Source organism: Micromonospora lupini (assembly GCF_026342015.1).
Taxonomy (GTDB): Bacteria; Actinomycetota; Actinomycetes; order Mycobacteriales; family Micromonosporaceae; genus Micromonospora; species Micromonospora lupini_B.
This window is the reverse complement of the sequence record NZ_JAPENL010000001.1, coordinates 1,084,770-1,105,080: the sequence shown is the minus strand read 5'-3', so window position 1 is coordinate 1,105,080 and position 20,311 is coordinate 1,084,770. Positions and strand designations below refer to the sequence as shown.

The window sequence follows — 20,311 nt, the reverse complement described above, 5'->3', positions numbered from 1 at the left end:
GAGGAGCAGTTCGTGGCGTTGACCACGGCGCCCGACCCGACCCGACGCGGCCCCGGATCCGGCCGGGCCCACCCCGCGAGGCGTGGGCCCGGCACCATCCGGCACCGCGAAGGTCTGGCGGCGTACGTCTTCCTGTCGCCGTGGCTCATCGGCCTGATGGGTGTCACGGCAATCCCCATGCTGCTGTCGCTCTACCTGAGCTTCACCAACTACGACATCCTCACCCCGTTCTCCGAGGTGGAGTGGGTGGGGCTGGCCAACTACGAACGCATGTTCACCGCCGACCCGTCGTACTGGCACGCCGTGCGGGTCACTCTCACGTTCGCGCTGATCGCCGTACCGCTGAAGCTGGCCGCCGCGCTCGGCGTGGCGCTGCTGCTCAACCGTGCCTGGCGTGGGGTGGGGCTGTTCCGTGGGCTGTTCTACCTGCCGTCGCTGCTCGGCGGCAGCGTCGCGCTGGCCATCGTCTGGGTCAACATGTTCAACCGCGACGGCGCGTTCAACTCGCTGCTGAGCCTGGTCGGCATCGAGGGCAGGCCCTGGGTCAACGACCCCGACTGGGCCCTCGAAACGCTCATGGTGCTTGCCATCTGGCAGTTCGGCGCACCGATGGTGATCTTCCTGGCCGGGCTCAAGCAGGTGCCCACCGAGTTGTACGAGGCCGCGTCGGTCGACGGGGCCGGCCGGTTCCGGCAGTTCCGCAACGTCACCCTGCCGATGCTCTCCCCGGTCATCTTCTTCAACCTGGTGCTGGAGACGATAAACGGCTTCCAGGGCTTCACCGCCGCGTTCGTGCTCAGCAACGGCACCGGCGGCCCGGTCGACTCCACACTGATGTACACGCTGAACCTCTACATCACCGGCTTCACCGAACTCCAGATGGGCTACGCGTCGGCGATGGCCTGGGTGTTCCTGCTCGCCATCGCGGCCATCACCGCGATCTTCTTCAGCACCGGGCGGTTCTGGGTGCACTACTCCGACGGGGAGGACCGGTGATGGTGACGGCGACCCCGACGCCGCTCGCTCGGCGACGTCCGACCGGGCGGCCGGTGCTGCGACTGCTGATCCTTGTGGTGATCGTCGCCGTGGTGCTCTACCCGCTGATCTGGATGGTCGGCACCTCGGTGAAGTCGCAGGAGGAGATCGTCAACAACATCGGGCTGCTGCCCGAGCGGTTCACCCCCGGCAACTACACCGCCGGCTGGTCCAACTTCGACGTCAGCTTCGGCCGGTTCTTCGTCAACAGCGCCCTGGTCAGCCTGCTCACCGTCGTCGGCAACGGGCTCTCCTGCCTGCTGGCCGCGTACGCCTTCGCCCGGCTGCGGTTCCGGCTGCGCGGCATGTGGTTCGCCGTGATGATCGGCACGCTGCTGCTACCCCAGCACGTGCTGATCGTGCCGCAGTACATCCTGTTCCGCACACTCGGACTGGTCGGCGGCGACTGGCCGTACCTGCCGCTGCTCATCCCACAGTTCCTGGCCACCGAGGCGTTCTTCGTCTTCCTCATGGTGCAGTTCATGCGCGGCGTCCCGCGCGAGTTGGACGAGGCGGCCCGGATCGACGGCGCCGGCCCGTACGGCATCTTCCGGCACATCATCCTGCCGCTGAGCCGACCGGCGCTGGTCACCACGGCGATCTTCTCGTTCATCTGGACCTGGAACGACTTCTTCCGCCAGTTGGTCTTCCTGTCCCAACTGGAGGACTACACAGTGCCGGTCGCGCTGACCCTGTTCATCGACTCGACCAGCCAGAGCGCGGTCGGGCCGATGTTCGCCATGTCGGTGCTGTCCCTGCTGCCCGTCTTCCTGTTCTTCGTCGCGTTCCAGCGGATGCTCGTCGAGGGGATCAACACCAGTGGCATCAAGGGCTGAACCGGCATCGAGGGCTGAACCAGTCGACACCGGCGGGCGGCGGGACTGGCGCGACGTCGCCCGCGACGCCGCCGACCTCGCGTTGCTCGGCATCCTGCTGACCCTCGCTGCGGCACCGGTGCTCACCGCCGCCGCGGCGGCGGGCGTGGCCAGCGCGGCCGTGCACGACTGGACGCGTACCGGCAGTTGGCCGTCGGCGCGGTCCACCGCGCGCCGGTTCGGCCGCGCGGTGCTGCCCGGCGTGCCGGTCAGCCTGCTCGCGCTCGCCGTGGCGGGGCTGCTCGCCGCCGACCTGGCGGCGCTGGCCGCCGGCCGGGTGCCGGGCGGCCCGCCGGCGCTGGCGATGACCGCGCTTGTCGCGGCCGGCCTGGCCGGGTACGCCGGGCTGGTGGTCGTCGAGGTGGGCGGCGACGGGGGCGGGCGGTGGCGGGTCGCGGCCCGCTCCGCCGCCCGCGCCTGCCTCGACGCGCCCGCCCGCTGGGCCGCGCTCACCGGGGTCGTCGCGGTGGCCGGGCTGCTCGCCGTCCTGGTCACCCCGGTCGTCGTGCCGATCCTCGCCGGCTACACGGTGGCCGCCCTGCACGCCGTGGCGGGCCGCCGACCGAATCGCACAGGCGTCGAGGACGGGCGGCCGGAGTCCGCCGCCGGCCGCCGACCGGCTCCCGCGGGCGGGGACCCCGGCCGGCCGGAGTCCGCTGCGGGCCGCCGGCCGGTTTCCGCTCAGCCGGAGCTGCCGTGAGCGCCGGCCCGGCCGCCGCCGGCGGTGACACGGCGGGCCCCGCGCCCGGCGGCGACCTGGCGGGCCCCGCGCCCGGCAGTGACGCGACGGGCCCCGAGCGGATCGGGACGGCAGGTGAGAAGCCGGCGCGGATGCTGGTCGGCGGCACGGAGGTGGCCCGGTACGTGGTCGACCCGGCGCTGGACCGGCGGCACGGTCCCCGGCCGTACCTGCACCCGGTCCGCACCCTGGGCGGCACGGTGGTCACCGACGCGCTGCCCGCCGACCACGTCTGGCACCTCGGCGCGTCCCTCGCGGTGCAGGACGTCAACGGCGCCAACCTCTGGGGCGGGCGCACCTACGTGCGCGACGTCGGCTACACGTGGCGCGACGACCATGGCGTCATCGCGCACACCGGCTGGTCCGAGCGGGCCGCCGACAGGTCGGCGCACCGGTTGCAGTGGCGTGACCGAGACGGGTCGGTGCTGCTCACGGAGCAGCGGCGGCTCGCCGCCTCGGCGGTCGCGCCGGACGTCTGGCGGCTCGATGTGGACTCGGCGCTCACCGCCCCACCCGATCGGGAGGTGCGTCTGGGCAGCCCGGCCACCAACGGCCGCCCCGGTGGGGCAGGTTACGGCGGGTTCTTCTGGCGGGCACTCGCCGACGGTGAGCCGGCGGTGTTCACGGCCGACGCCGCCGGGGAGGGGGCGGTCAACGGCAGTGCGGCGCCATGGCTCGCGCTGACCGGCGTCGGGCCGGGCGGCGGGGCGTACACCCTGGTCTTCGATGGTCTGGGGCCCGGCGACAGGTGGTTCGTGCGGACGGCGATGTACCCGGGGGTGTGTGTGGCGTTCGCGTTCGACGTGCCGGCCGTGGTGTCGGCCGGTGCGACCCGGAAGGGCCGCTACCGGGTGTGGATAGCAGACGGCCGCGTAGACCGAAACCGGTGCGCGGCCCTCGCCAGCGGGCGTCGACCATGACGTTGTTGTCATCACACGCCGTACGGAATGGCGATGACTTCATGATCGACGGGTGAGGGCGGCCGTTACCCGGATGGACTTCGCGATGGCGGGGATCGAGCCGATGAGCAGGACCAGGCCCCAGATGATGGCCACGATGGCGAAGACAAGCGCGCCCACGTCGTCGAGGATGCTCACCACGATGACCGGGACGAGCCCGTGCAGGAACTCCAGCACGACCGTGCAGAGCAGCGTGGTGAGCGCCAGCAGCACGAGGCCCTTGTTCTGCGCGAAGCGTGGCTGGGCGAGCAGCAGCAGCACCACCCAGACCAGCTTCAGCAGCAGCGCCAGCCCGAGCAGCAGGCTCGCCTCGCCCACCGGGAAGAAACCCCACAACGCCAGGTACGCCAGGGTGCCGAACGGCACCGCCAGGAACAGCGACACCATGATGGTCAGCTCCACGAAGGCGATGATCAGCAGCACGAGCGAGCCCAGGATGAGCAGGATCGAGAAGATCAGCGTCGCGACGCCCTGGACCCGGCCCTGCACCCGCTCGGGCACGACCAGGCTCAGGCAGAACAGGCCTGTGGTCCACAGCGCCACCACGTCGATGAGCGCCAGGTAGCTCGTACCCCGCCCGGAGGGCTCGCTGATCCCGCCGCCGTCCACCTCCACGCCGAGGTCGGCCGCGTTGGCCAGCAGGGCGCCGGTGGCGTCCCCGCCGCCGGTGAGCAGCGACGAGCCGACCTCGACGAGGACCACAAGCGTGACCGCGACCAGCGCGAGCAGCAGGAAGGGCTTGCGCAGGTCACCCATGCCGGGTCTCCTCGTGCTCGTGCCGGGCGACGGGCGCGCGGCCGGCGGGTCGCGGGGTGGCCGCCGTGTGGTGTGGACGGGTCAGTCCGCGGCGACGGTCACCGTGCATCCGACACCTCCCGGGCAGCTCAGCAGCACGGTGACTGCACTGTCGACGGCGATCCGGGCGACCGCCTCGCCGCCGTCGTCCGGCTCGACCTCGGAGCGCACGGTGAGGTCGGCGTCGCGGGGCGCCGGCGCGCGCACCACGAACGGGCGGCCACTGCGCAGCACAAGCGTCCGTAGCTCGCCCGGGTCGGCGACCCGCACCGCGCAGCCGCCGACGAAGCTGAGCACGTCGCCGGTACGGTCACAGTCGGCCTGCACGGTCGCCGGATCGACGCTCGTGCTGCCACCGGCGAGCCGGCCCAGCCGCTGCACCACCCCCGGTGGATCATCCGCGCGGCCCCGGTCGCCGCCGGAGGCGCCGACGGCGAGCACGAAGAACGCCACCAGCAGCGCCGCCACTGTCACCAGCACCACCTTCTGCCGACCGCTCATCGCTGCGCGACCGCCCCGGTCACCTCGGTGAACCGGATCTGGTCCACGCCGGCGAAGTACCTGTCGACGCCCTGGGTCTTACCCACCGCGACAAGCGTGAGCGTGTGCCGACCCGACCCGAGCCGGACGACGCCCACGTCGGTGAAGTCCTGCAGGACGACAGTCGACGTGAAGCCGAAGAAGGTCCCGCCGAGCTGCGTGCCGTCGACCTGCCAGATCGTGTTGGCGTAGTCGAACGACGTGGTGCGGGTGGTGGAGAAGCGCCAGACGGCGTCGGCGGGCAGGTCGACCGTGAGACTCACCCGGTCGCCGGGCGCCAGGCCCGTGAAGAACAGTTGCTTGTCGCCCGACCAGGTCACCGCGCAGCAGTTCGGCTGCGCCCCGACCGCCGCGGCGGTCTTGGCCGGGGACTCCACCCGGGCGCCGTCGACAAGGCTCTCCGCCTCCAGCGTCACCACCCGTGGCTTACCGGGCGACGGCGTGCCGTCGGGTCGGGTCAGCAGGTAGCCGACCACACCGCCGACCACGAGCACCAGCGCCACCGCGGCGGCGATCCACGGCCAGGGCGTCCGCTTCGGCGCGGCCACCGCGCGGACCTCGTACGTCACCCGCCCGCTGGAGCGGGAACTCTCCTCCGGCGCGGTGTTCGCCGAGTACGCGAACCCGGTCATGTCGTAGCGGCGCGGCGCGGTGCCCGCGGGTACGGCGAGGCGGACCAGGAAGGAGACCGAGCCCTGCCCGGGCACGACCCGTTGCGGCTCGGTGACCGTGAACCAGGCCCGCTGGCTGCCCTCGCCGGGGGCCACGTCGAAGACCACGGTGTCCGGCGCCATCCCCGGATTGGAGACGGTGAAGGTCAACTCGCCGTGGTTGGCGGCGTCAAGTGTGAACTGCGAAGCGGCGGCGACAACTGTCCATTCGGTGGTCATGACGGCTCCTCTGCGGCCGGCGCCGCGCTCGGCGTGGTGGATGACGGCGAAGCGGCGACGACGATCTCGGCGGTGGTCGACGCGGGCTTCTCCGCCTCGACGATGCGGGTGATCACGGCGAGCTGACCGGCGGCGGCCGCCGGCACCCGCACCACGATGTGGAAGGGCCGCTCGTCGGGTTCGTCGATGACGAAGCCCGGCAACCCGGTGGCCAGCTCCAGGGCTCGGCGCAGCCCGTACGGGGTGCCGCGCCACCGGGCCAGCAGCGCGGCGTTGGCCACCAGGTCACGCAGCCTGCCCACCGGCAGCGGCAGCGGGGCGTCCGGTCGGGGCGAGGCCACCACGTGGTCCATCGCCACCCAGCGGGTGAGCCGCACGACCAGGTGGTCGGGCGCCCGGTACGGGTCGAACAGGGCGTCCACCTCGGCGAGGATCGCCTCGTCCGGAGCGTGCAGCCCCTCCATGACCTCCAGCAGCGCCCAGAGCACGCTGCCCGGCACGCAGGCCCGCTGGTAGGCGGCGGGCAGCAGCCGCTCAATCGCCGAGCGTCGCATCCTGGCGCACCACCTCGATGTCGTGCTCGCCGGAGCAGAGCAGCCACGTGTCCGGGACGGTCACCACGTCGGCGGTGGCCTGGTTGGCGCTGGCGGTCCAGTTGACCGCGTCGGCGCTGCGGTACACGCCGCGCTCACCGCAGGCCAGGACCAGGCGGTCCGCCGCCGTGGGACCGCTCGCGCCGACGGTCGCCGGGCCGCTCACGGCGACGGCGTCCACAGGCACGAACCGGGTCCGGTCGCGCAGCGGCAGCCCGCAGTTGACCGACACCGGCTGCCACTGCGGCTGGGCCGCGAGGGTGTCCAGCCGCAGCACCCCGCCGCTCTGCGTGGCGGCAAGCGCCTGACCGCCCGCGAACGCCAGGTCCCGGCAGGTCCCGCCGATCCAGCCGGCCTGCACGGTCTGCCACTGCACGTCGGACTCGAACAGCCGGGTGCGGTGGCAGCCCTGGCCGGGCTTCTTCGGGTCCGGCTCTCCCGCGCCGCTCCACAGCAGGGTGGCCGGGCCGTCGTACTGCACGGCGAGGACCCGGTTGTCCACGTTGGAGAGACCTACGTGTGCGAAGCTGCCCGGCCGGCCGCCGGCCGTCGACAGGTACACCCCGAAGCCTGCCTGCGCCGCGACCGCCACACCGGGCGCGCCCCGCTCGGAGACGAACGCGCGGACGGCGTAGAAGCCCCGGTCGGCGTCGGACGGGTCGACGAGGATCTGCAACGGCACCGCCCCGGGCAGCAGCGACACCTCGTACAGCCCGGTGTCGGTCGCCACCAGCAGCGCGCCCGCGCCGTCGCGGTCCAGCCACGCCACGTCGGAGATGCGGGAGTCCAGGTCGGTCAGCAGCGACCACGTCTCACCCAGGTCGGTGCTGAGGTGCACCCGGGAGCCGCCCGAGGCGCGCAGCGTCACCACTGCCACCGAGCCGGGACGCGGGACGATGCCCGGTCGCACCGGCGCGGGAGCGGGCGCGACCCGCAGCACCGTCTCGTCGTCGAACCGGCCGGCCGGCTCCCAGCCGGCGCCGCCGTTGCTGGAGCGGAACAGCACCGCGCCGCGTCCGGCGTACCAGGTGCGCGGCTGGTACTGGTCGACGGCGAGGGCGCGCACGCCGGCGTCGGGCGCCTCGTCGACAACGAACCGCACCGACTCGACGTAGCGCACGCCCGGCTCGGCGTGCTCCAACAACCGGTACACGTTCGACGCGCGCAGCGGCTCACCGAACGGCCACCCGGTCGGGTTGAGCGCGGTGGGCAGTGGGCTGAGCGTCTGGTGCAGCCGGTCGTGGATGCGCCGCCGGACCGCGTCGACGTCCTCCTCGCGGCGCACCACCACCCGGGCCCGCACCGACACCGCCTTGAACCGGGCCCAGGTGGCCCGGGAGCGGATGCCGACCATCCGGCGCTGCTCCAGGTCCCCCTCCACGCGGTGGCGTGCCTCGGGCACCTCGTGCTCGCGCAGCACCGCCACCGGCAGCCGGCCACCCGGGCGGGCAGTCGGCGGCACGTACGGCACCAGCACCACCTCGACCTCACCCGGGCGGGCGAAGCTGTACACCGCCGAGCGGGTGAACGCGCGAGCCCGCGCCACCGCGCCGGAGCTGGTGGCCAGCACCTCGAAGTCGCGGGCGGTGACGGCGCGCTGCTGGGCGAAGAACTCGTACGGGCCGCGCAGCAGCACCGATTCCAGCGCCTCCATCTCCCGGCCGCCGGCAGCGGGCGCGGGGTTGTCGACCCGTACGCCGGGCAGTGGATCGCGCATGCTTGTCAGCGTGCCGGCCGCCACGTTGCCGGTCGGACCGCCGCCGGCCCGGTACCAGAGCCGGACCTGCCGCCCGGCCGGCGGCACCGCCGCCACCGTCACCGCCGCCGGCCCGCCGGAAGCGGCGGCCTCGCCGGGACCGATGGGCGGTCGCAGGTCGAGGGCCGGGGCGAAGGTGACGGTGCCCGAGCAACGGTCGACGAGGTACGCCTTGGCCTGCGGGCCGAGCCCGGCGAAGCTGTCCACCGGCTGCCAGATCTCGAACGTGCGGCCGTCGTGCTCGCGGGCCGCCGCCCCCAGCTCCACCGAGCCGGCCGGCACCTCCACGCCCAGCAACAGGTCCAGTGGTTCGCCGGTGTGCGCGAGCGGGGCGCGGGCCGCCCGCAGCACCTGGCCCGGTTGGCCGGTGCCGACACCCAGCAGTTCCGCCGCGACGGGCTCGCAGTGGTGCATCCGCACCGTCACCGACGCCTCCCCGGCGGCCAGCACCGCCGGTTCGGTGGTGACGAACACGACAGGTCGCGGATCGGCGCCGCGCGCCGCAGCGACCCGCAGACCGGCCGGAATCCGCACCGCGCCCCGGTCGGCGCCGGCGCGGGTGAACACGACGTCCGCCCAGGCCGCGGTGGGCGCGTGCCGCGCCACCCCGAGCAGGTTCAGAAACGAGACGTACGCCTTCTCCGGCAACTGGTTCAGCCGGTAGATCATCACCTCGGTCAGGTGCGCGAACGCCTCCACCAAGGCCATGCCCGGGTCGTGCGCCGACAGGTCGGTCCACGCGGGGCAGGACTGCTGGATCCGCTCGCGGGCCTCGGTGACGAGGTCGAGGAACCCACGGTCGTCCAGGTGCGGAACGGGCAGCGTCATGACTGTCCTCCCGAATCGTCGGCGGGGAGCAGGTCCACGGAGAACACCAACTGCCCGGGCGTCAGGCTGGCCCGGACCCGGTAGTCCAGTCGGATCACCAGCCGCCACGCGTCGTCCGGATCCGGCCCCGCGTCGGTGTCGATGACCTCGACCCGGGGCTCCCACCGCGCGATGGCCTGCCGGACGTAGTGGATGGCCAGCCCGGCGGTCGTGTCGTCGTTGGGCGCGAAGATCAGCCGGTGCAGCCGGGACCCGTACCCCGGTCGCATCAACCGCTCACCCGGCGTCGTGGACAACAACAGGAACAACGCCTGGCGTACGCTCTCGTCGCCCTCGGTCATGGCCAGGCCGCCGGCCGCGGTGAGCGCCAGCCCGCCGCCACGGCCGGCGTCGAAGCCCGCGCCGACGAAACGGAACGCCCTCATCGGTCCGCCCCCAGAAACCGCTGCCGGGGGTCGCGGACGGTGTGGTGGACCATCCCCGGTGGTGTGCCGTCGGTGAATCCCTCCAGGTGCGACAGCACCACCCGGTGGCCGTCGACGCGCAGCCAGTCGCTGTAGCCGACCCGGACCGTCAACGTCTTGCCGCACGGCTTGATGGTCGGTCCGTAGTTCGGGCAGGCGACGATATTGCGTCCCTCCGGGTCGTCGTCCACCAGCACGGGTACGGCGGTCACGGTCACCCACTGCTGCGACGGTCGGTTCTCGACCCGGCCGTCGTGGTCGCAGGTGATCACCGAGTCGCGGTGGATCCAGCGCATCAGCCGCCTCCTTCGTGGTGGGCGCGGGCGAGCGAACGGGCCTGCTGCGCCGCGGTGGTCGGGTCCTCGGTCGCCTCGGCGTGCAGGAAGTCCACGCTGCGGGCGCGGATCACCATGGCGTGCCCCGGCGCGGAGATCACCAGATCGCTCGCCGCGTGCAGGGTGGCCAGGTCGGGGGTGAGTTCCAGCCAACTGCCGCCCTCGGTGGCGAGCCGCAGGCTGCGCTGGACGTCGTCCACGACTATCGACTGCCCGCCGGCCGTCCGCAGCGACCAGCGGCGGGTCTTTCCGTCGTCGACACCCGCGTCGTACGGCTCGACGGCGCCGAACAGCGAGCCCAGCACGATGCCCGAGGCGGGCTCGCCGCCGGGCAGCACCACCAGCACGGTGTCGTCCGGATCGGGGAGCGCCACCAGCCCCTTGCCGCGACCCGCACCGGGACAGAGCACGCCGAGCCAGCCGGCGTCCAGGTCCCCGTACGCCGGAAGCGTCAGCCGTACCCGGCCCAGCCCGTCGGGGTCGGCCACGTCGGTGACGGTGCCGAGGGTGACCACGGCGCCGCCCGCCGTGCCGGGGGGCGCGTCCGGTGGCACTGTGGAGAACCGGGTCAGGTGCCCGTCGCCGTCCACCGTGTGCACCACCTCGGTCAGCACGTACGCCCCGGCGAGCGGGTCTGGCACACCCGTCAGGTCGATCCGCCGGCCCGGCCGCAGCGCCGGATCACCCTCCGCGACTCCCTCGGCGGTGGCCAGCGCGGCGGCGCGCAGGTCCAGTCGCGCCTGAGCGAGGGCCGCCAACTCGTCGTCACTGCGCCCCGGCTGGTCGACGGCGGTGCGTACCCCGTCGGCGCCCACGTCGGCCGGGTCCGGCCGGTCGCCGGCCGGCCGGCCGCAGCGCGCCTCGTCGGCCTGCTGGCTGATCGGCTCGGCCCGCTGCGGATGCCAACCCAGCGCGGCGCTGGGGCCGCCGGCCCGGTCCGCGTTCGTGGACAGCCGCAGGGTGTGCACACCCGCGCCAAGGGTCAGCGCGACGGGCTCCCCGTAGCCGGCGAGGGTGACCAGCCGGACGTCGTCGCCGTCGGCGGCCAGGTGCAGCCCGGCCCGGCCGGTGACCTCCCGCAGCAGCTCCAGGTCGCTGTGCCGGTGCTGGAGCAGCCGGTCCAGCCGCGGCCCGTCGCTCTCCGCCGTCACGGTCAATCCCACCTCGCCGCACAGCTCACGGGCCAGCTCCGCCGCCGTCACCGAGGTGAACACCCGCAGGTCCTGCCGCTTGCGCAGCCGGTGCAGCGCGTCGTACGCCCGCAGGCGCAGCACCGCCGCGCCGTCGGCGGCGTACTCCACCTCCACTGCGGTGACCTCCCCGGTGAACAGCGCGTCGGAGTGCTCGGCGAGCCGGACGTCGAGGGTCGTGCCGGGCCGTGCTGCCGGGTCGAGAGCGCCACCCCCGGCGGCGGTGGCGAGCACCAGCTCCGCCTGGGTGGGCTGGTCGAGCCGTGCGGCCACCCGCAGCGAGCGGATCCGCTGACGGGCCGTGGCGGTGAGTTCCACGCCGTCCAGCAGGACTGTCAGCGCGCGGGGCGCGACGCTTGTCATGGCGTACTCCCCGAGCCGGCGCCGAGCTGCGTGCCGCCCGGGTTGGTGCTGGCGGAGGTCGTACCGGTCGGTGTGGCCCAGCTCGCGGTGGCGATCGAGGCGCCCACGAACGACGCGCCGGCACCGACCGCGCCCGCCACCGCCCGCGCCACCCCGGCCAGTGTCGACTCCGGTCCGCCACCGCCCGAGGCGCCGGGGGGGACCGCGAGGGTCGTGCCGGCGGGCACCGCGAGGGGGTCGGTGATCCGGTTGTGCTCGGCCAGCAACCGCCACCGCAGCGGCGACCCGAGCGCGTCGTTGGCGAGCAGGTCGAAGCGCACCCCGGAGCGGCCCGGCTCGGCGGCGCCGTCACCGGCGGCGACCACGGCGCTGCCCGGGGCGGCGGCCGGGGTGCTCACCGCGGCCAGTTCCTCCTCGAAACCCGCCTGCGCCTGGTCTGCCGTCTCGGCGGCGCGGACCAGCTTCAACCGCAGCCAGGACCGCCGCGGCGAGCCCGTCCCGGTGAACGCGTCGAACCGCTCGGCCACCGCGACGATCACACCTGGCACGTTCCACGTCTTGCCCCACACCAGCCGGACCAGCGGCGGACGCAGCCACCCGTGCTCGGCTGTGGAGTTCTCGGCAAGCATCCACAGCGGTCGGGTGAGCACCCGTACGTCGGCGGGGCGCACCTGCGCCTGGACGAAGTCGACGTCGAACAGCAGGTCCAGCACCAGCTCCGTACGACCGCCGCCGGTGAAGACCAGCGGGTCGTCGGCCAGCCCGGACCCGGTGAGCTGCCCGCCACCCGCACCCCGATGGCGTACGCCGGCGAGCCGGGTCACCTGCACGGTCTCCGGGTTGAGCAGGCAGTCCACCCGCTCTCCGGAGGAGTCGATGAGGAAGGCGACGCGTTCCATCAGCCGCCCGCCTGTTCCTGATCCAGGCGGTACACGTGCGACGCGTCCAGTCCCGCCCCGGGCACCGTCCACAGCGGCCCGTCATCCGGCAGCTCGGGCCACCTGTCGACGGCTGCCGCCTCGACAGTCGACGCCCCGAACGCCGTGCCGACCGACCACTGCCCGTCACTCGTCGCGCGCGGATCACGGTGGCCGTGCCTGTGGTGTTCGTGCCTTTGGTGTTCGGTGTGCCGCGTACCCCGCTGGCCGCCCGGCCGCGCCGGTTCGCCCGGCAGGGCGGGCCACCACCCACCCCCTGTTGCACGGTCGCCGCCGTCGGCAGTGGTAGATCTTGGATGAAAGGCGCCCCGGGAGGGGCCCGAATCTTCCAAGATCTCGCGGGGGAGCGCCTCCCGGTGGGAGGGCGTGCCAGGTGAGAGCCCGGGTACGGAAGCGGTGTCGTCTCGCCGTGTCCCTGCCACCGCAGGGGCGGACGTCGCCGACACCGCCGCCCGCGGCGCCGCGTCCCGCCGAGACGGTGAGCGACGCCGCCAACCATCCCAGCGCCGGCCCGGCAGGAGCCGGCTCCCATCCGAGGAGACTCCCAACGGGCCACGCCCACCCGAAGCCCGAATCGCGCCATCGGCGTCGGTGGGGTTGCCGCCGCTCGGGTCTCCGCCGCTCGGGTTGGCGTCGCTGGGGCTGGCGCCGCTCGGGTTGGTGCCGCCGATCCCCGAACGGCCTGGTCGGCCGGTCGCGCCGAACGCCCGGCCCCACCTCCCGACCTCACCCGTCGGCCACCCGTCCTGCTGTCCGTCCCGCCACCCGTCCTGCCATCCGTCCCGACTGGCGTCCGCCCTGCCGGCGGCGTCCGCTCCGCGGACCGTCGGGAAGCCGCCTGCCACGCTGAGCCCGTCCGGCGCGCTGAGGTCGCCTGCTCTGCTGCGGCTCTCGGCCGTGCCGAGCCCGTCCGCTGCGAAGGGCGCACCTGCCGTGCCGAGCCCGTCCGCTGCGAAGGGCCCACCTGCCGTGCCGAGCCCGTCCGCTGCGAAGGGCCCACCTGCCGTGCCGAGCCCGTCCGCTGCGAAGGGCGCACCTGCCGTGCCGAGGCCGTCTGTCGTGTCGAGGCCCGCCCTCCCCGGGCCTCGGCCACCGCGACCGCCACGACCATTGCGACCGCCACGCCCGCCCACACCGCCACGACCGCCTTTACCGTCACGCTCGCCCTTACCGCTCCGACCGCCACTACCGCCTTCACCGGTCCGACCGCCACTACCGCCGCGACCGCCGGGTTGCGTGGCCGTCCCCGGCGCACGGAGTCCGTCCCGGTCGCCGGGGGACCAGGATGCCTCCCCGACCGAACCGAGCCCATCCTCGACTGCTAACGGCGCAGCGGCGGTTGACGCGGTGTTGTCGGCGTCGGACCCACCCGGGCGGTCGTCACGGCCGCCTGCCCGGTCGGCGGGGGGACGGGACGGATCGAGGTCCAGTTCGCGCAGCAGGCCGGGGGCGTGTGCGGCGACCAGGTTCAGCCAGTGCGCAGGCGGCTCCCCGAGACGACGCGGCGCCTCCGCAGGCACACCTGTGGTCTCGACACGGCCGGCGAGGCGCTGCACCGCGTCGGCCGCCGAGCGGAGCCGACCGGCCAGCCACCTACGCGGGCGTCGGCGCGGCGGCACCGCCGGTCTCCAACTCCAGGCCCTCGTAGCGCAGCGTCAGCGACGCGATGGCGATCTCGTGGCTGACCGTGTTGAGGTGCGCCCCGCGCCACCGGGTGGGCCACGCGTCGATCAGGTTCCAGCGCAGCACCTCGGCGGTTCCCACGGAGTCCAGCAGCACCACCGACACGTTGCGGCGATTGAGGGTGCCCTGGGCGGTGGCGTTCACCCAGTCCCACAGCTCGCGGGACGCGGTGAGGCCGAAGTGCAGCGTCACAGGCTCGTACTCGGCCTGGCCGGGGACCATCCGCGTCGGTCCGGGGCCGTGCTCGCGGTACGGCTGCCCGGGGATGTTCACCTCCAGTCCGCTCATCTCGGTGAAGTGGCCGTTGGTGACGCCGTTGATGAGGAGCCGGAAGTTGTACGCCCGGTACGGGTCGACCGGGGCGCCCGGCTGCGGGGTGGCTGTGGTGGGGGGCATGTGTCAGCCTCCGATCGTCTCGGTCTCGGTGCCGCCGGCCCACTGGCTCAGCTTGAACACCACGAACTCGGCGGGCTTGACGACGGCGATGCCGATGTGGGCGATCACCATGCCGGCGTCGCGGACGTCCACCGGGTTGGTCTCCTCGTCGCACTTGACGAAGAACGCCTCCTCGGGGGTGCGCCCGAGCAGCGCCCCGTCGCGCCACACCCGGGTGAGGAACGCCCCGATGTCGCGCCGGATCGAACGCCAGAGGGTGAAGTCGTTCGGCTCGAAGACCATCCAGCGGGTGCCGTTGGCGATGGCCTGCTCGATGGAGATGCTGAGGCGTCGTACGTTGAGGTAGCGCCATTCGCTGGCCTCGGCGGCGAGCGTACGGGCGCCCCAGACGCGGATGCCCTCGCCGGCGAAGTAGCGGATCACGTTGACGCCCTTGGGGTTGAGCACGTCGTGCTCCGATCGGGTGACCAGGTAGCCGAGGTTGACCGCGCCGCGGACGGGTTCGTTGGCCGGCGCCTTGTGCACGCCGCGCAGGGCGTCGGTGCGGGCCCAGATGCCGGCGAGGTGCCCGCTGGGCGGGGTGAGTTCCAGCTCCCCGCTGATCGGGTCGCGCACCTGGAGCCACGGGTAGTAGAGCGTGCCGTACTCGGACTGGCGGGGTCGGTACGCCGGCCCCTCGGGCCCACCCGAGCCGCCCGGACCAGCGCCACCGCCGCCAGCGCTTCCGGAACCAGCGCCGCCGGAACCAGCGCCGCCGCCCGGGCCCTCGCTCGGCTTGGGTGGCTTGCCGGAGGACGGGGTGGCGACACGGGTCAGCGCGGAGATGTCGTCGATGTCCGGCGCCGGGTCACAGATCGCCACCATGGTGCGGGTGCGCTCGGCCATGCTGAGCAGCGCCTCGTGGGACACCACGTCGTGGAAGCCGGGAGCGGCGATGATGGAGATCTCGTCGATGGCCTCCAGCAGTTGCAGACCACCGCGTCGCTGGCCGGCGCCGGTGATGGCGCCGCCCTCGCCGACGTTGACGACCCAGCAGCGGGCGCCCCCGTTGTCCAGGAAACCGAACACGGCCCGGGCCAGCGGGGTGCTCTCGATGTCGTCCCCCTCGGCGAAGAGCCGCAGGAACTCGGTCCAGTTGTTGACCGGTACCGCCTTGCCCAGGTGGGCGCCGCGGTTCGGGGCGACGCCGACGAACGCGGCGATGCTGGTGCTCGCCGGTCCGATCGGTCGGGCGCCGCTGGGGACCTCCTCGACGTAGATGCCGGGGGAGAAGTAGCTGGGCATCGGTCCTCCTGTGCGGGTGGGCGTCAGTGGGTCGGTGGCGCGCAGACGATGACGATGTCGTTCTCACCTGCGTCGACGTCGGCGGTGAGCACGAGGCCGCGCCCGGTCAGCCGCAGCCGTACCGGACCGGGGTGTTCGGGGTCGTGTGGAACCCCGACGATCAGGAACCGGCCGTCCGGGCCGGTACGGGTGGCGGACATCATGCCGGGGATTTCGACACGCATCTCGGCGAGCGGCTGGTCCTCGGGACCGAGGACCCGGCCTCTGAGGGTGCGCATGGAGAGTTGACGCAGTCGCAGCGGTTGCAGGACCGGCGGCGCGGCCGGCGTCGGGTGGTCCACCTGCGCCGGCACGTCGATAAGCAGCGCCGGGCGGGGCGCGGCGCCGAACGCGCTCCACAGTGGCGCCGCGCCGGCCTCCAGCACGACCGGGTAGCTGCCGTCGCTTGTGGCGGCGGTGAGCACGCGGTCCAGGACGGCAAGCCCGGCCGGCCCGGCGACGCAGAGCAGGTAGCGGACCGTGAACCGGTACGGCTCGCGGACCGCGCCGCTGGAGCGCGTCTGTCGGGCCGGGCGCAGCTCCAACGGCCACAGCGTCAAGCCGTCGGCGTCGCCGTACGCGCGGGGCGGGCCGACCGGGACGGGGGTCCCCGCGGCGCTGGTCAGCCATGCGGCCAGCTCGGCGGTGGCCGTCTCGATCGGTCCGCGCCCGTCGGTGGTCATCGCGGCGGCGTCCCCTGGATCCGGTACGCGATGGCCTCGTTCCACACGTGCGGGTAGACGCCGATCTCGAAGTAGCGGGTGAACCGGTTGATCGGCGCGTTGGTGTGGTCGTGGTAGAGCAGCCAGATCGGCGCGATGGTGAACAGCACGTAGTTCGCGAGCACCAGCGGGATGTAGAGCGGGCCGAGCAGACGTCCCTGGAAGATGTGCACGTCCTCGTGGCGCTGGATGCCCGAGCTGGAGCCGGCGCAGACGGTGCCGATGGTGGTGGCGTAGCGGGGTGAGACGCCCTCCACCACGCTGACCCGGCCGCTGCCCGACGAGGTGGGCCGGTCCAGCGAGTGCCCGAAGATCAGGTGCACGGCCAGGTAGATGGCTCCGACGAGCGTGTTGAGCAGGCTCCACGTGTGATCGACGACGAAGAGGAAGATGCCGCGGGCGTCCGGCGCGTACACCCCGGCGGAGGTGACCGCCCAGCCGAACACCGCGCCGACCAGCAGGCCCACGACGGCGCCGATGAGCAGGCCGACCGGGCCGCCGGCCAGGAGACCGAGGACGGCGCCGAGAGCCACCTGGATCGCCGCGCTGAGAATTCCGAAGATCATGACGTCGCTCCTCAGACCCACGAGCGGAAGACACGGGGCTCGCGACCGCTCGCGAGCTGGGTGGGCGTCGCCTGCCGGTTGCCGGGCGGGAACTGGCTGACGCCGAGCGCGGCGGAGAAGATCACCAGCGCGTTGAAGAACGCGATGACCCACTTCTCGCCGCCGGCCTCGTCGGCGAACGCCGCGGTCAGGTACGACAGCAGCAGCGCGATGGCGATGGCTATCCACTTGCGGAGCTTGTCGCCGCTCGGGCCGATCAGCGCGCCGATGACGTTTGTGGCCAGCAGGGTGGCGGCGCTCGCGCCGGCGATGGTCCCCAGAGCGGCCCAGGTGAAGAGATCGTTCATGGCGATCCCCCTTTTCTGCGATGGTGCGACCGGGATGTGGTGGTGGTGAGGTCCGGTGCTCCGCGGGGGAGCACCGGTGCCGGTCGCCGTCGTCGCGGGGCGGCCGGGGCCGGACGTGGCCGGCGGGGCCGGCCACCGGATGGATCAGCCGGGCCCGGGCGTGCCGGCGGGCGGGCCCGGCGAGGTCGGCCCGGGTGCGCTCGGCCCGGGTGCGGCAGGCGCCGTCGGGCGACGGCGACGCAGCAGGAGTACGCCCACCACGGCGAGCACCAGCAGCAGGAGTACGCCGCCGACGACAAGCAGCCACGGAAAGCCGCCGGAGTCGGAGTCGACGGCTGCCGGCGAGGCCGAGGGTCGGGGCGGCGCCTCGGCGACGGCGCGCAGCTCGGTCGGCTTGGGTTGGTTGGAGTCCACCTTCCAGGTCACCGACCGACCGTTGACGGTGCCATTGGTGTCGACCACCCGACCGGGAAATGTCACCGAGATCTCGAATGACATCAGTGTGAGGAACGCCTGCTGCTGCTGCGGATTCTGTTGGGCTACTTTTCCGCCGTATTTCTTGGGGTCCAGCGGCAATGTGAAGCGGTAGAAATCGCCGTCCCGCACCAGTTTGACGCTCTCGCTGTCGAAGCCCGCCAGCGGTGCCTTGCGGTAATTGATCTGGCTGCCGAAGAGTTTGGCGTCCTCGTAGCCTGTCTCCTCGCCCGGCGGCAGCGCGGGAATGTTCTGCCGTAGCTCCGCGAACGCCGCCGAGATGTTCTTGTTCCGGGCGCTGAGCACGGACTTCTGGGCGGTCAGCAGCAACTGTCCGTCGACCGTGTCGTCGGCGTTGACGGTGAGCCCCATGTTGAGCTGCATGCAGCCGCTCAGGACGGCGAGAAGAAGGAGACACACCGCGACGCGGAGTGCCCTGCCGCGGTTAACTCTCCTGTTCATGGGGCCAGTGTGTGTGATCGCTTTCATCATCAGCAGTCAGCGATCGGTCACATCGCAGTCGCCGATTGTACCGGCCTGCTGTCGTATAGGACCGGGGCGGTGAGCGGTGCAAAAGAATAGACTGGGGTTTTGCGTCCACCGTTCCCGACTCTGATCTTTGCGGGCCCGATTTCAGCCCTCCGGGGGTCGCCAGTCGGCGCACCACGTCATGCTTCGCAGCGTGGCGCTGGGCGGGGTGAGGCGCAGCGCGGCGGTGCGGACGGCGAGGGCGAGCGGGTTGCGCAGTTGCTGCCCGTACCGCCCCGCGCGCAGGGAGGCGCGGGCGATGGACTGACTGCGGGGGCGGCGCTGCTCGTCGTACGCCGCCAGCGCGGCCGGCAACGCGTGCGCGCCGCCGGAGCAGACCGCGCCGAGCACCACCGCGTCCTCGATCGCCTGTCCGGCGCCCTGTCCGAGGTTCGGCGTCATGGCGTGGGCCGCGTCGCCGAGCAGCGCCACCCGCCCGCGCACGTACGAGGGCAGTGGCGTGGCGAGGTGGTGGATGTCGTTGCGCAGGACCACTCCGGGTGGGGTCGCCGCCAGCAGCGCGGGAATGGGCTCGTGCCACGCGCCGAAGTGGTCCCGTACGGCCGCCAGCTCGTCCGGGGCGTGGCCGCCGGGCGGGGCGGTGATCGCCGCGTACCAGTAGAGCTGGCCCTCGCCGATCGGCACCATGCCGAACTCGGCGGCCGGCCCCCAGGTGATCGCCGTCGGGATCGGGTCGGGGAACGCGATGGCGGCCCTCCAGGTCGTCGAGCCCGCGTACACCGGGGCGGGGATCTCCGGCCAGAGTTGGGCGCGCAGTCGGCTGCGCAAGCCGTCGGCGCCGACGACCAGGTCGGCGTCGAGGGTTCGCGGGCCGTCGGGGCCGCGGTAGCGCACAGTGGCATGGTCGGTTTCGGACTCGACGTGCTCGACCTCGGCCCCGGTGTGCAGTGACGACGCGGGCAGCGCCTCGCGCAGGAGGCGGTGCAGGGTGGCCCGGTGGATGCCGAGCGCGCTGGTGCCGAGCTGCCTGATCATCTCCGCCGCGTCCACCCGGGACAGCCACCGGCCCCGCCGGTCGCGGACCCCGCCGGGGGCCTCGGCATGCGTGCTGGACCGCAGGGCCGGGCTCAGGCCGAGGGCGTCCAGGGCGCGCAGCGCGTTGGCCATCAGGGTCAGCCCGGCGCCGACCTCGCGCAGTTCGGGGGCGCGTTCCAGCACGGTGACCCGCCATCCGCGCCGGTGCAGGGCGAGCGCCGCGCTCAGCCCGCCGATGCCGCCGCCGACCACGACCGCGTGCGGTTCGTCCATGTCATCCACCCTTCTACACCTGTAGAAGAGCGATACTACAGGCGGACCTCGACCGGAAGGAGACCCGTGACGGCCCGCGCCAACCGGGTCGCGTTGTTGACCGACGCGGCCATCGAGCTGATCGCCGACGGCGGCATGCGGGCACTGACCCACCGGGCCGTCGACGGTCGCGCCGGGCTGCCGGCCGGCACCACCTCGGCGTACCTGCGCACCCGGCAGGCGCTCATCGAGGCGGTGGTGGGACGCCTCGCCGAGCGGGACCGGACCGACCTGGCCGCGTACGACCTGCCCACCGACCCGCCCTCCCCGACGCCCGGCCCCCGGCTCGACGGCGACGACCTCGACCGGCTCGCCACCGGGGTGGCCGAGGTGCTCGACCGCTGGCTCAGCACCGGACGCAGCCGGACGTTGGCCCGCTACGCCTGTCAGCTGGAGGCGGTCCACCGCCCCGAGCTGCGCGGCATCCTGCAACACGGCACCGGCATGCGGGCGCAGGCACGCGACCTGCTGACCCGGGCCGGGGCCACCGACCCCGACCGGCAGGGCGACCAGTTCGTCGCCTTCGTCGACGGGCTGCTCTTCGACCGTCTGGTAGGCACCGGCGCGCTCACCGCCCCGCCCCCCGGCGGCCCGGCCAGCCGCGCCGACCTCGCGGGCGCCGTCCGCACGCTGCTGCGCGCCCTGACCGGGAGCTGAGCCTCCG

At 73.3% G+C, this 20,311-nt stretch carries 21 protein-coding genes; 5 read left to right on the top strand and 16 right to left on the bottom strand.

What is annotated here, in order from left to right:
* Positions 1-12: 12 nt before the first annotated feature.
* From OOJ91_RS05110 to OOJ91_RS05095, 4 genes are read left to right on the top strand one after another with little or no spacing between them, the layout of a single operon-like run.
* Positions 13-996: a carbohydrate ABC transporter permease gene (locus tag OOJ91_RS05110; RefSeq protein ID WP_266243040.1), complete on the top strand. Its 984-nt coding sequence runs from the start codon at positions 13-15 to the stop codon at positions 994-996.
* Positions 996-1,871: a carbohydrate ABC transporter permease gene (locus OOJ91_RS05105; protein WP_266243039.1), complete on the top strand. Its 876-nt coding sequence runs from the start codon at positions 996-998 to the stop codon at positions 1,869-1,871. Before OOJ91_RS05110 ends, OOJ91_RS05105 begins: the two co-directional genes overlap by 1 nt.
* Positions 1,855-2,610 carry a hypothetical protein gene (locus OOJ91_RS05100; RefSeq protein ID WP_266243037.1) on the top strand — a complete coding sequence of 252 codons (756 nt, stop codon included), beginning with the start codon at positions 1,855-1,857 and terminating at the stop codon, positions 2,608-2,610. The genes OOJ91_RS05105 and OOJ91_RS05100 overlap by 17 nt, the downstream gene beginning before the upstream one ends.
* Positions 2,607-3,569: a PmoA family protein gene (locus OOJ91_RS05095; protein ID WP_266243036.1), complete on the top strand. Its 963-nt coding sequence runs from the start codon at positions 2,607-2,609 to the stop codon at positions 3,567-3,569. The genes OOJ91_RS05100 and OOJ91_RS05095 overlap by 4 nt, the downstream gene beginning before the upstream one ends.
* A 39-nt stretch (positions 3,570-3,608) precedes the next feature.
* Here the strand turns inward: OOJ91_RS05095 and OOJ91_RS05090 are convergent, their stop codons facing one another.
* The 16 genes from OOJ91_RS05090 to OOJ91_RS05015 all read right to left on the bottom strand — a co-directional run bounded on the left by OOJ91_RS05090 (position 3,609) and on the right by OOJ91_RS05015 (position 19,608).
* Positions 3,609-4,364 (bottom strand): hypothetical protein, encoded by a 756-nt coding sequence (locus OOJ91_RS05090; protein WP_266243035.1) that lies wholly within the window; start codon positions 4,362-4,364, stop codon positions 3,609-3,611.
* Positions 4,365-4,445: 81 nt separating this feature from the next.
* Positions 4,446-4,904, bottom strand: a complete 459-nt coding sequence (locus OOJ91_RS05085; protein WP_266243034.1) for a hypothetical protein — start codon at positions 4,902-4,904, stop codon at positions 4,446-4,448.
* A complete protein-coding gene (locus OOJ91_RS05080) occupies positions 4,901-5,833 on the bottom strand; it encodes a hypothetical protein (protein WP_266243032.1) in 933 nt (310 codons plus the stop codon). The genes OOJ91_RS05085 and OOJ91_RS05080 overlap by 4 nt, the downstream gene beginning before the upstream one ends.
* Positions 5,830-6,387: a phage tail protein gene (locus tag OOJ91_RS05075; protein WP_266243031.1), complete on the bottom strand. Its 558-nt coding sequence runs from the start codon at positions 6,385-6,387 to the stop codon at positions 5,830-5,832. Before OOJ91_RS05075 ends, OOJ91_RS05080 begins: the two co-directional genes overlap by 4 nt.
* Complete coding sequence (locus OOJ91_RS05070; RefSeq protein ID WP_266243030.1) at positions 6,368-9,010, bottom strand: putative baseplate assembly protein; 2,643 nt, start codon at positions 9,008-9,010, stop codon at positions 6,368-6,370. Before OOJ91_RS05070 ends, OOJ91_RS05075 begins: the two co-directional genes overlap by 20 nt.
* On the bottom strand, positions 9,007-9,435 hold the full coding sequence (locus OOJ91_RS05065; RefSeq protein WP_266243029.1) for a GPW/gp25 family protein: 429 nt from the start codon (positions 9,433-9,435) through the stop codon (positions 9,007-9,009). The genes OOJ91_RS05070 and OOJ91_RS05065 overlap by 4 nt, the downstream gene beginning before the upstream one ends.
* Entirely contained in the window at positions 9,432-9,770 is a 339-nt protein-coding gene (locus OOJ91_RS05060; RefSeq protein ID WP_266243028.1) for a hypothetical protein, read from the bottom strand. The genes OOJ91_RS05065 and OOJ91_RS05060 overlap by 4 nt, the downstream gene beginning before the upstream one ends.
* Complete coding sequence (locus OOJ91_RS05055) at positions 9,770-11,362, bottom strand: contractile injection system protein, VgrG/Pvc8 family (protein WP_266243027.1); 1,593 nt, start codon at positions 11,360-11,362, stop codon at positions 9,770-9,772. Before OOJ91_RS05055 ends, OOJ91_RS05060 begins: the two co-directional genes overlap by 1 nt.
* Positions 11,359-12,261, bottom strand: coding sequence for a CIS tube protein (locus OOJ91_RS05050; protein ID WP_266243026.1), 903 nt, complete (start codon positions 12,259-12,261; stop codon positions 11,359-11,361). Before OOJ91_RS05050 ends, OOJ91_RS05055 begins: the two co-directional genes overlap by 4 nt.
* A gap of 1,632 nt (positions 12,262-13,893) precedes the next feature.
* Positions 13,894-14,379 carry a phage tail protein gene (locus tag OOJ91_RS05045; RefSeq protein ID WP_266243025.1) on the bottom strand — a complete coding sequence of 162 codons (486 nt, stop codon included), beginning with the start codon at positions 14,377-14,379 and terminating at the stop codon, positions 13,894-13,896.
* Between the two features lie 3 nt (positions 14,380-14,382).
* Entirely contained in the window at positions 14,383-15,663 is a 1,281-nt protein-coding gene (locus OOJ91_RS05040; RefSeq protein WP_266243024.1) for a phage tail sheath family protein, read from the bottom strand.
* Between the two features lie 23 nt (positions 15,664-15,686).
* A complete protein-coding gene (locus OOJ91_RS05035) occupies positions 15,687-16,385 on the bottom strand; it encodes a carboxypeptidase-like regulatory domain-containing protein (RefSeq protein ID WP_266243023.1) in 699 nt (232 codons plus the stop codon).
* Positions 16,382-16,990 carry a glycine zipper family protein gene (locus OOJ91_RS05030; protein WP_266243022.1) on the bottom strand — a complete coding sequence of 203 codons (609 nt, stop codon included), beginning with the start codon at positions 16,988-16,990 and terminating at the stop codon, positions 16,382-16,384. Before OOJ91_RS05030 ends, OOJ91_RS05035 begins: the two co-directional genes overlap by 4 nt.
* Positions 16,991-17,001: 11 nt before the next feature.
* A complete protein-coding gene (locus tag OOJ91_RS05025) occupies positions 17,002-17,337 on the bottom strand; it encodes a hypothetical protein (RefSeq protein ID WP_266243021.1) in 336 nt (111 codons plus the stop codon).
* A gap of 144 nt (positions 17,338-17,481) precedes the next feature.
* Positions 17,482-18,273, bottom strand: coding sequence for an LppM family (lipo)protein (locus OOJ91_RS05020; protein WP_266243020.1), 792 nt, complete (start codon positions 18,271-18,273; stop codon positions 17,482-17,484).
* Positions 18,274-18,444: 171 nt separating this feature from the next.
* On the bottom strand, positions 18,445-19,608 hold the full coding sequence (locus OOJ91_RS05015; RefSeq protein WP_266243019.1) for an FAD-dependent oxidoreductase: 1,164 nt from the start codon (positions 19,606-19,608) through the stop codon (positions 18,445-18,447).
* Positions 19,609-19,674: 66 nt separating this feature from the next.
* Between OOJ91_RS05015 and OOJ91_RS05010 the strand changes: the two genes are divergently transcribed.
* A complete protein-coding gene (locus OOJ91_RS05010) occupies positions 19,675-20,304 on the top strand; it encodes a TetR/AcrR family transcriptional regulator (RefSeq protein WP_266243018.1) in 630 nt (209 codons plus the stop codon).
* Positions 20,305-20,311 lie beyond the last annotated feature (7 nt).

What these genes read in the sequence shown, in the direction of transcription:
- OOJ91_RS05105 (WP_266243039.1), top strand. Translation starts at nt 996, where the DNA reads ATGGTGACGGCGACCCCGACGCCGCTCGCTCGGCGACGTCCGACCGGG.
- OOJ91_RS05090 (WP_266243035.1), bottom strand. Translation starts at nt 4,364, where the DNA reads ATGGGTGACCTGCGCAAGCCCTTCCTGCTGCTCGCGCTGGTCGCGGTC.
- OOJ91_RS05085 (WP_266243034.1), bottom strand. Translation starts at nt 4,904, where the DNA reads ATGAGCGGTCGGCAGAAGGTGGTGCTGGTGACAGTGGCGGCGCTGCTG.
- OOJ91_RS05080 (WP_266243032.1), bottom strand. Translation starts at nt 5,833, where the DNA reads ATGACCACCGAATGGACAGTTGTCGCCGCCGCTTCGCAGTTCACACTT.
- OOJ91_RS05075 (WP_266243031.1), bottom strand. Translation starts at nt 6,387, where the DNA reads ATGCGACGCTCGGCGATTGAGCGGCTGCTGCCCGCCGCCTACCAGCGG.
- OOJ91_RS05070 (WP_266243030.1), bottom strand. Translation starts at nt 9,010, where the DNA reads ATGACGCTGCCCGTTCCGCACCTGGACGACCGTGGGTTCCTCGACCTC.
- OOJ91_RS05065 (WP_266243029.1), bottom strand. Translation starts at nt 9,435, where the DNA reads ATGAGGGCGTTCCGTTTCGTCGGCGCGGGCTTCGACGCCGGCCGTGGC.
- OOJ91_RS05060 (WP_266243028.1), bottom strand. Translation starts at nt 9,770, where the DNA reads ATGCGCTGGATCCACCGCGACTCGGTGATCACCTGCGACCACGACGGC.
- OOJ91_RS05055 (WP_266243027.1), bottom strand. Translation starts at nt 11,362, where the DNA reads ATGACAAGCGTCGCGCCCCGCGCGCTGACAGTCCTGCTGGACGGCGTG.
- OOJ91_RS05050 (WP_266243026.1), bottom strand. Translation starts at nt 12,261, where the DNA reads ATGGAACGCGTCGCCTTCCTCATCGACTCCTCCGGAGAGCGGGTGGAC.
- OOJ91_RS05045 (WP_266243025.1), bottom strand. Translation starts at nt 14,379, where the DNA reads ATGCCCCCCACCACAGCCACCCCGCAGCCGGGCGCCCCGGTCGACCCG.
- OOJ91_RS05040 (WP_266243024.1), bottom strand. Translation starts at nt 15,663, where the DNA reads ATGCCCAGCTACTTCTCCCCCGGCATCTACGTCGAGGAGGTCCCCAGC.
- OOJ91_RS05035 (WP_266243023.1), bottom strand. Translation starts at nt 16,385, where the DNA reads ATGACCACCGACGGGCGCGGACCGATCGAGACGGCCACCGCCGAGCTG.
- OOJ91_RS05030 (WP_266243022.1), bottom strand. Translation starts at nt 16,990, where the DNA reads ATGATCTTCGGAATTCTCAGCGCGGCGATCCAGGTGGCTCTCGGCGCC.
- OOJ91_RS05025 (WP_266243021.1), bottom strand. Translation starts at nt 17,337, where the DNA reads ATGAACGATCTCTTCACCTGGGCCGCTCTGGGGACCATCGCCGGCGCG.
- OOJ91_RS05020 (WP_266243020.1), bottom strand. Translation starts at nt 18,273, where the DNA reads ATGAACAGGAGAGTTAACCGCGGCAGGGCACTCCGCGTCGCGGTGTGT.
- OOJ91_RS05015 (WP_266243019.1), bottom strand. Translation starts at nt 19,608, where the DNA reads ATGGACGAACCGCACGCGGTCGTGGTCGGCGGCGGCATCGGCGGGCTG.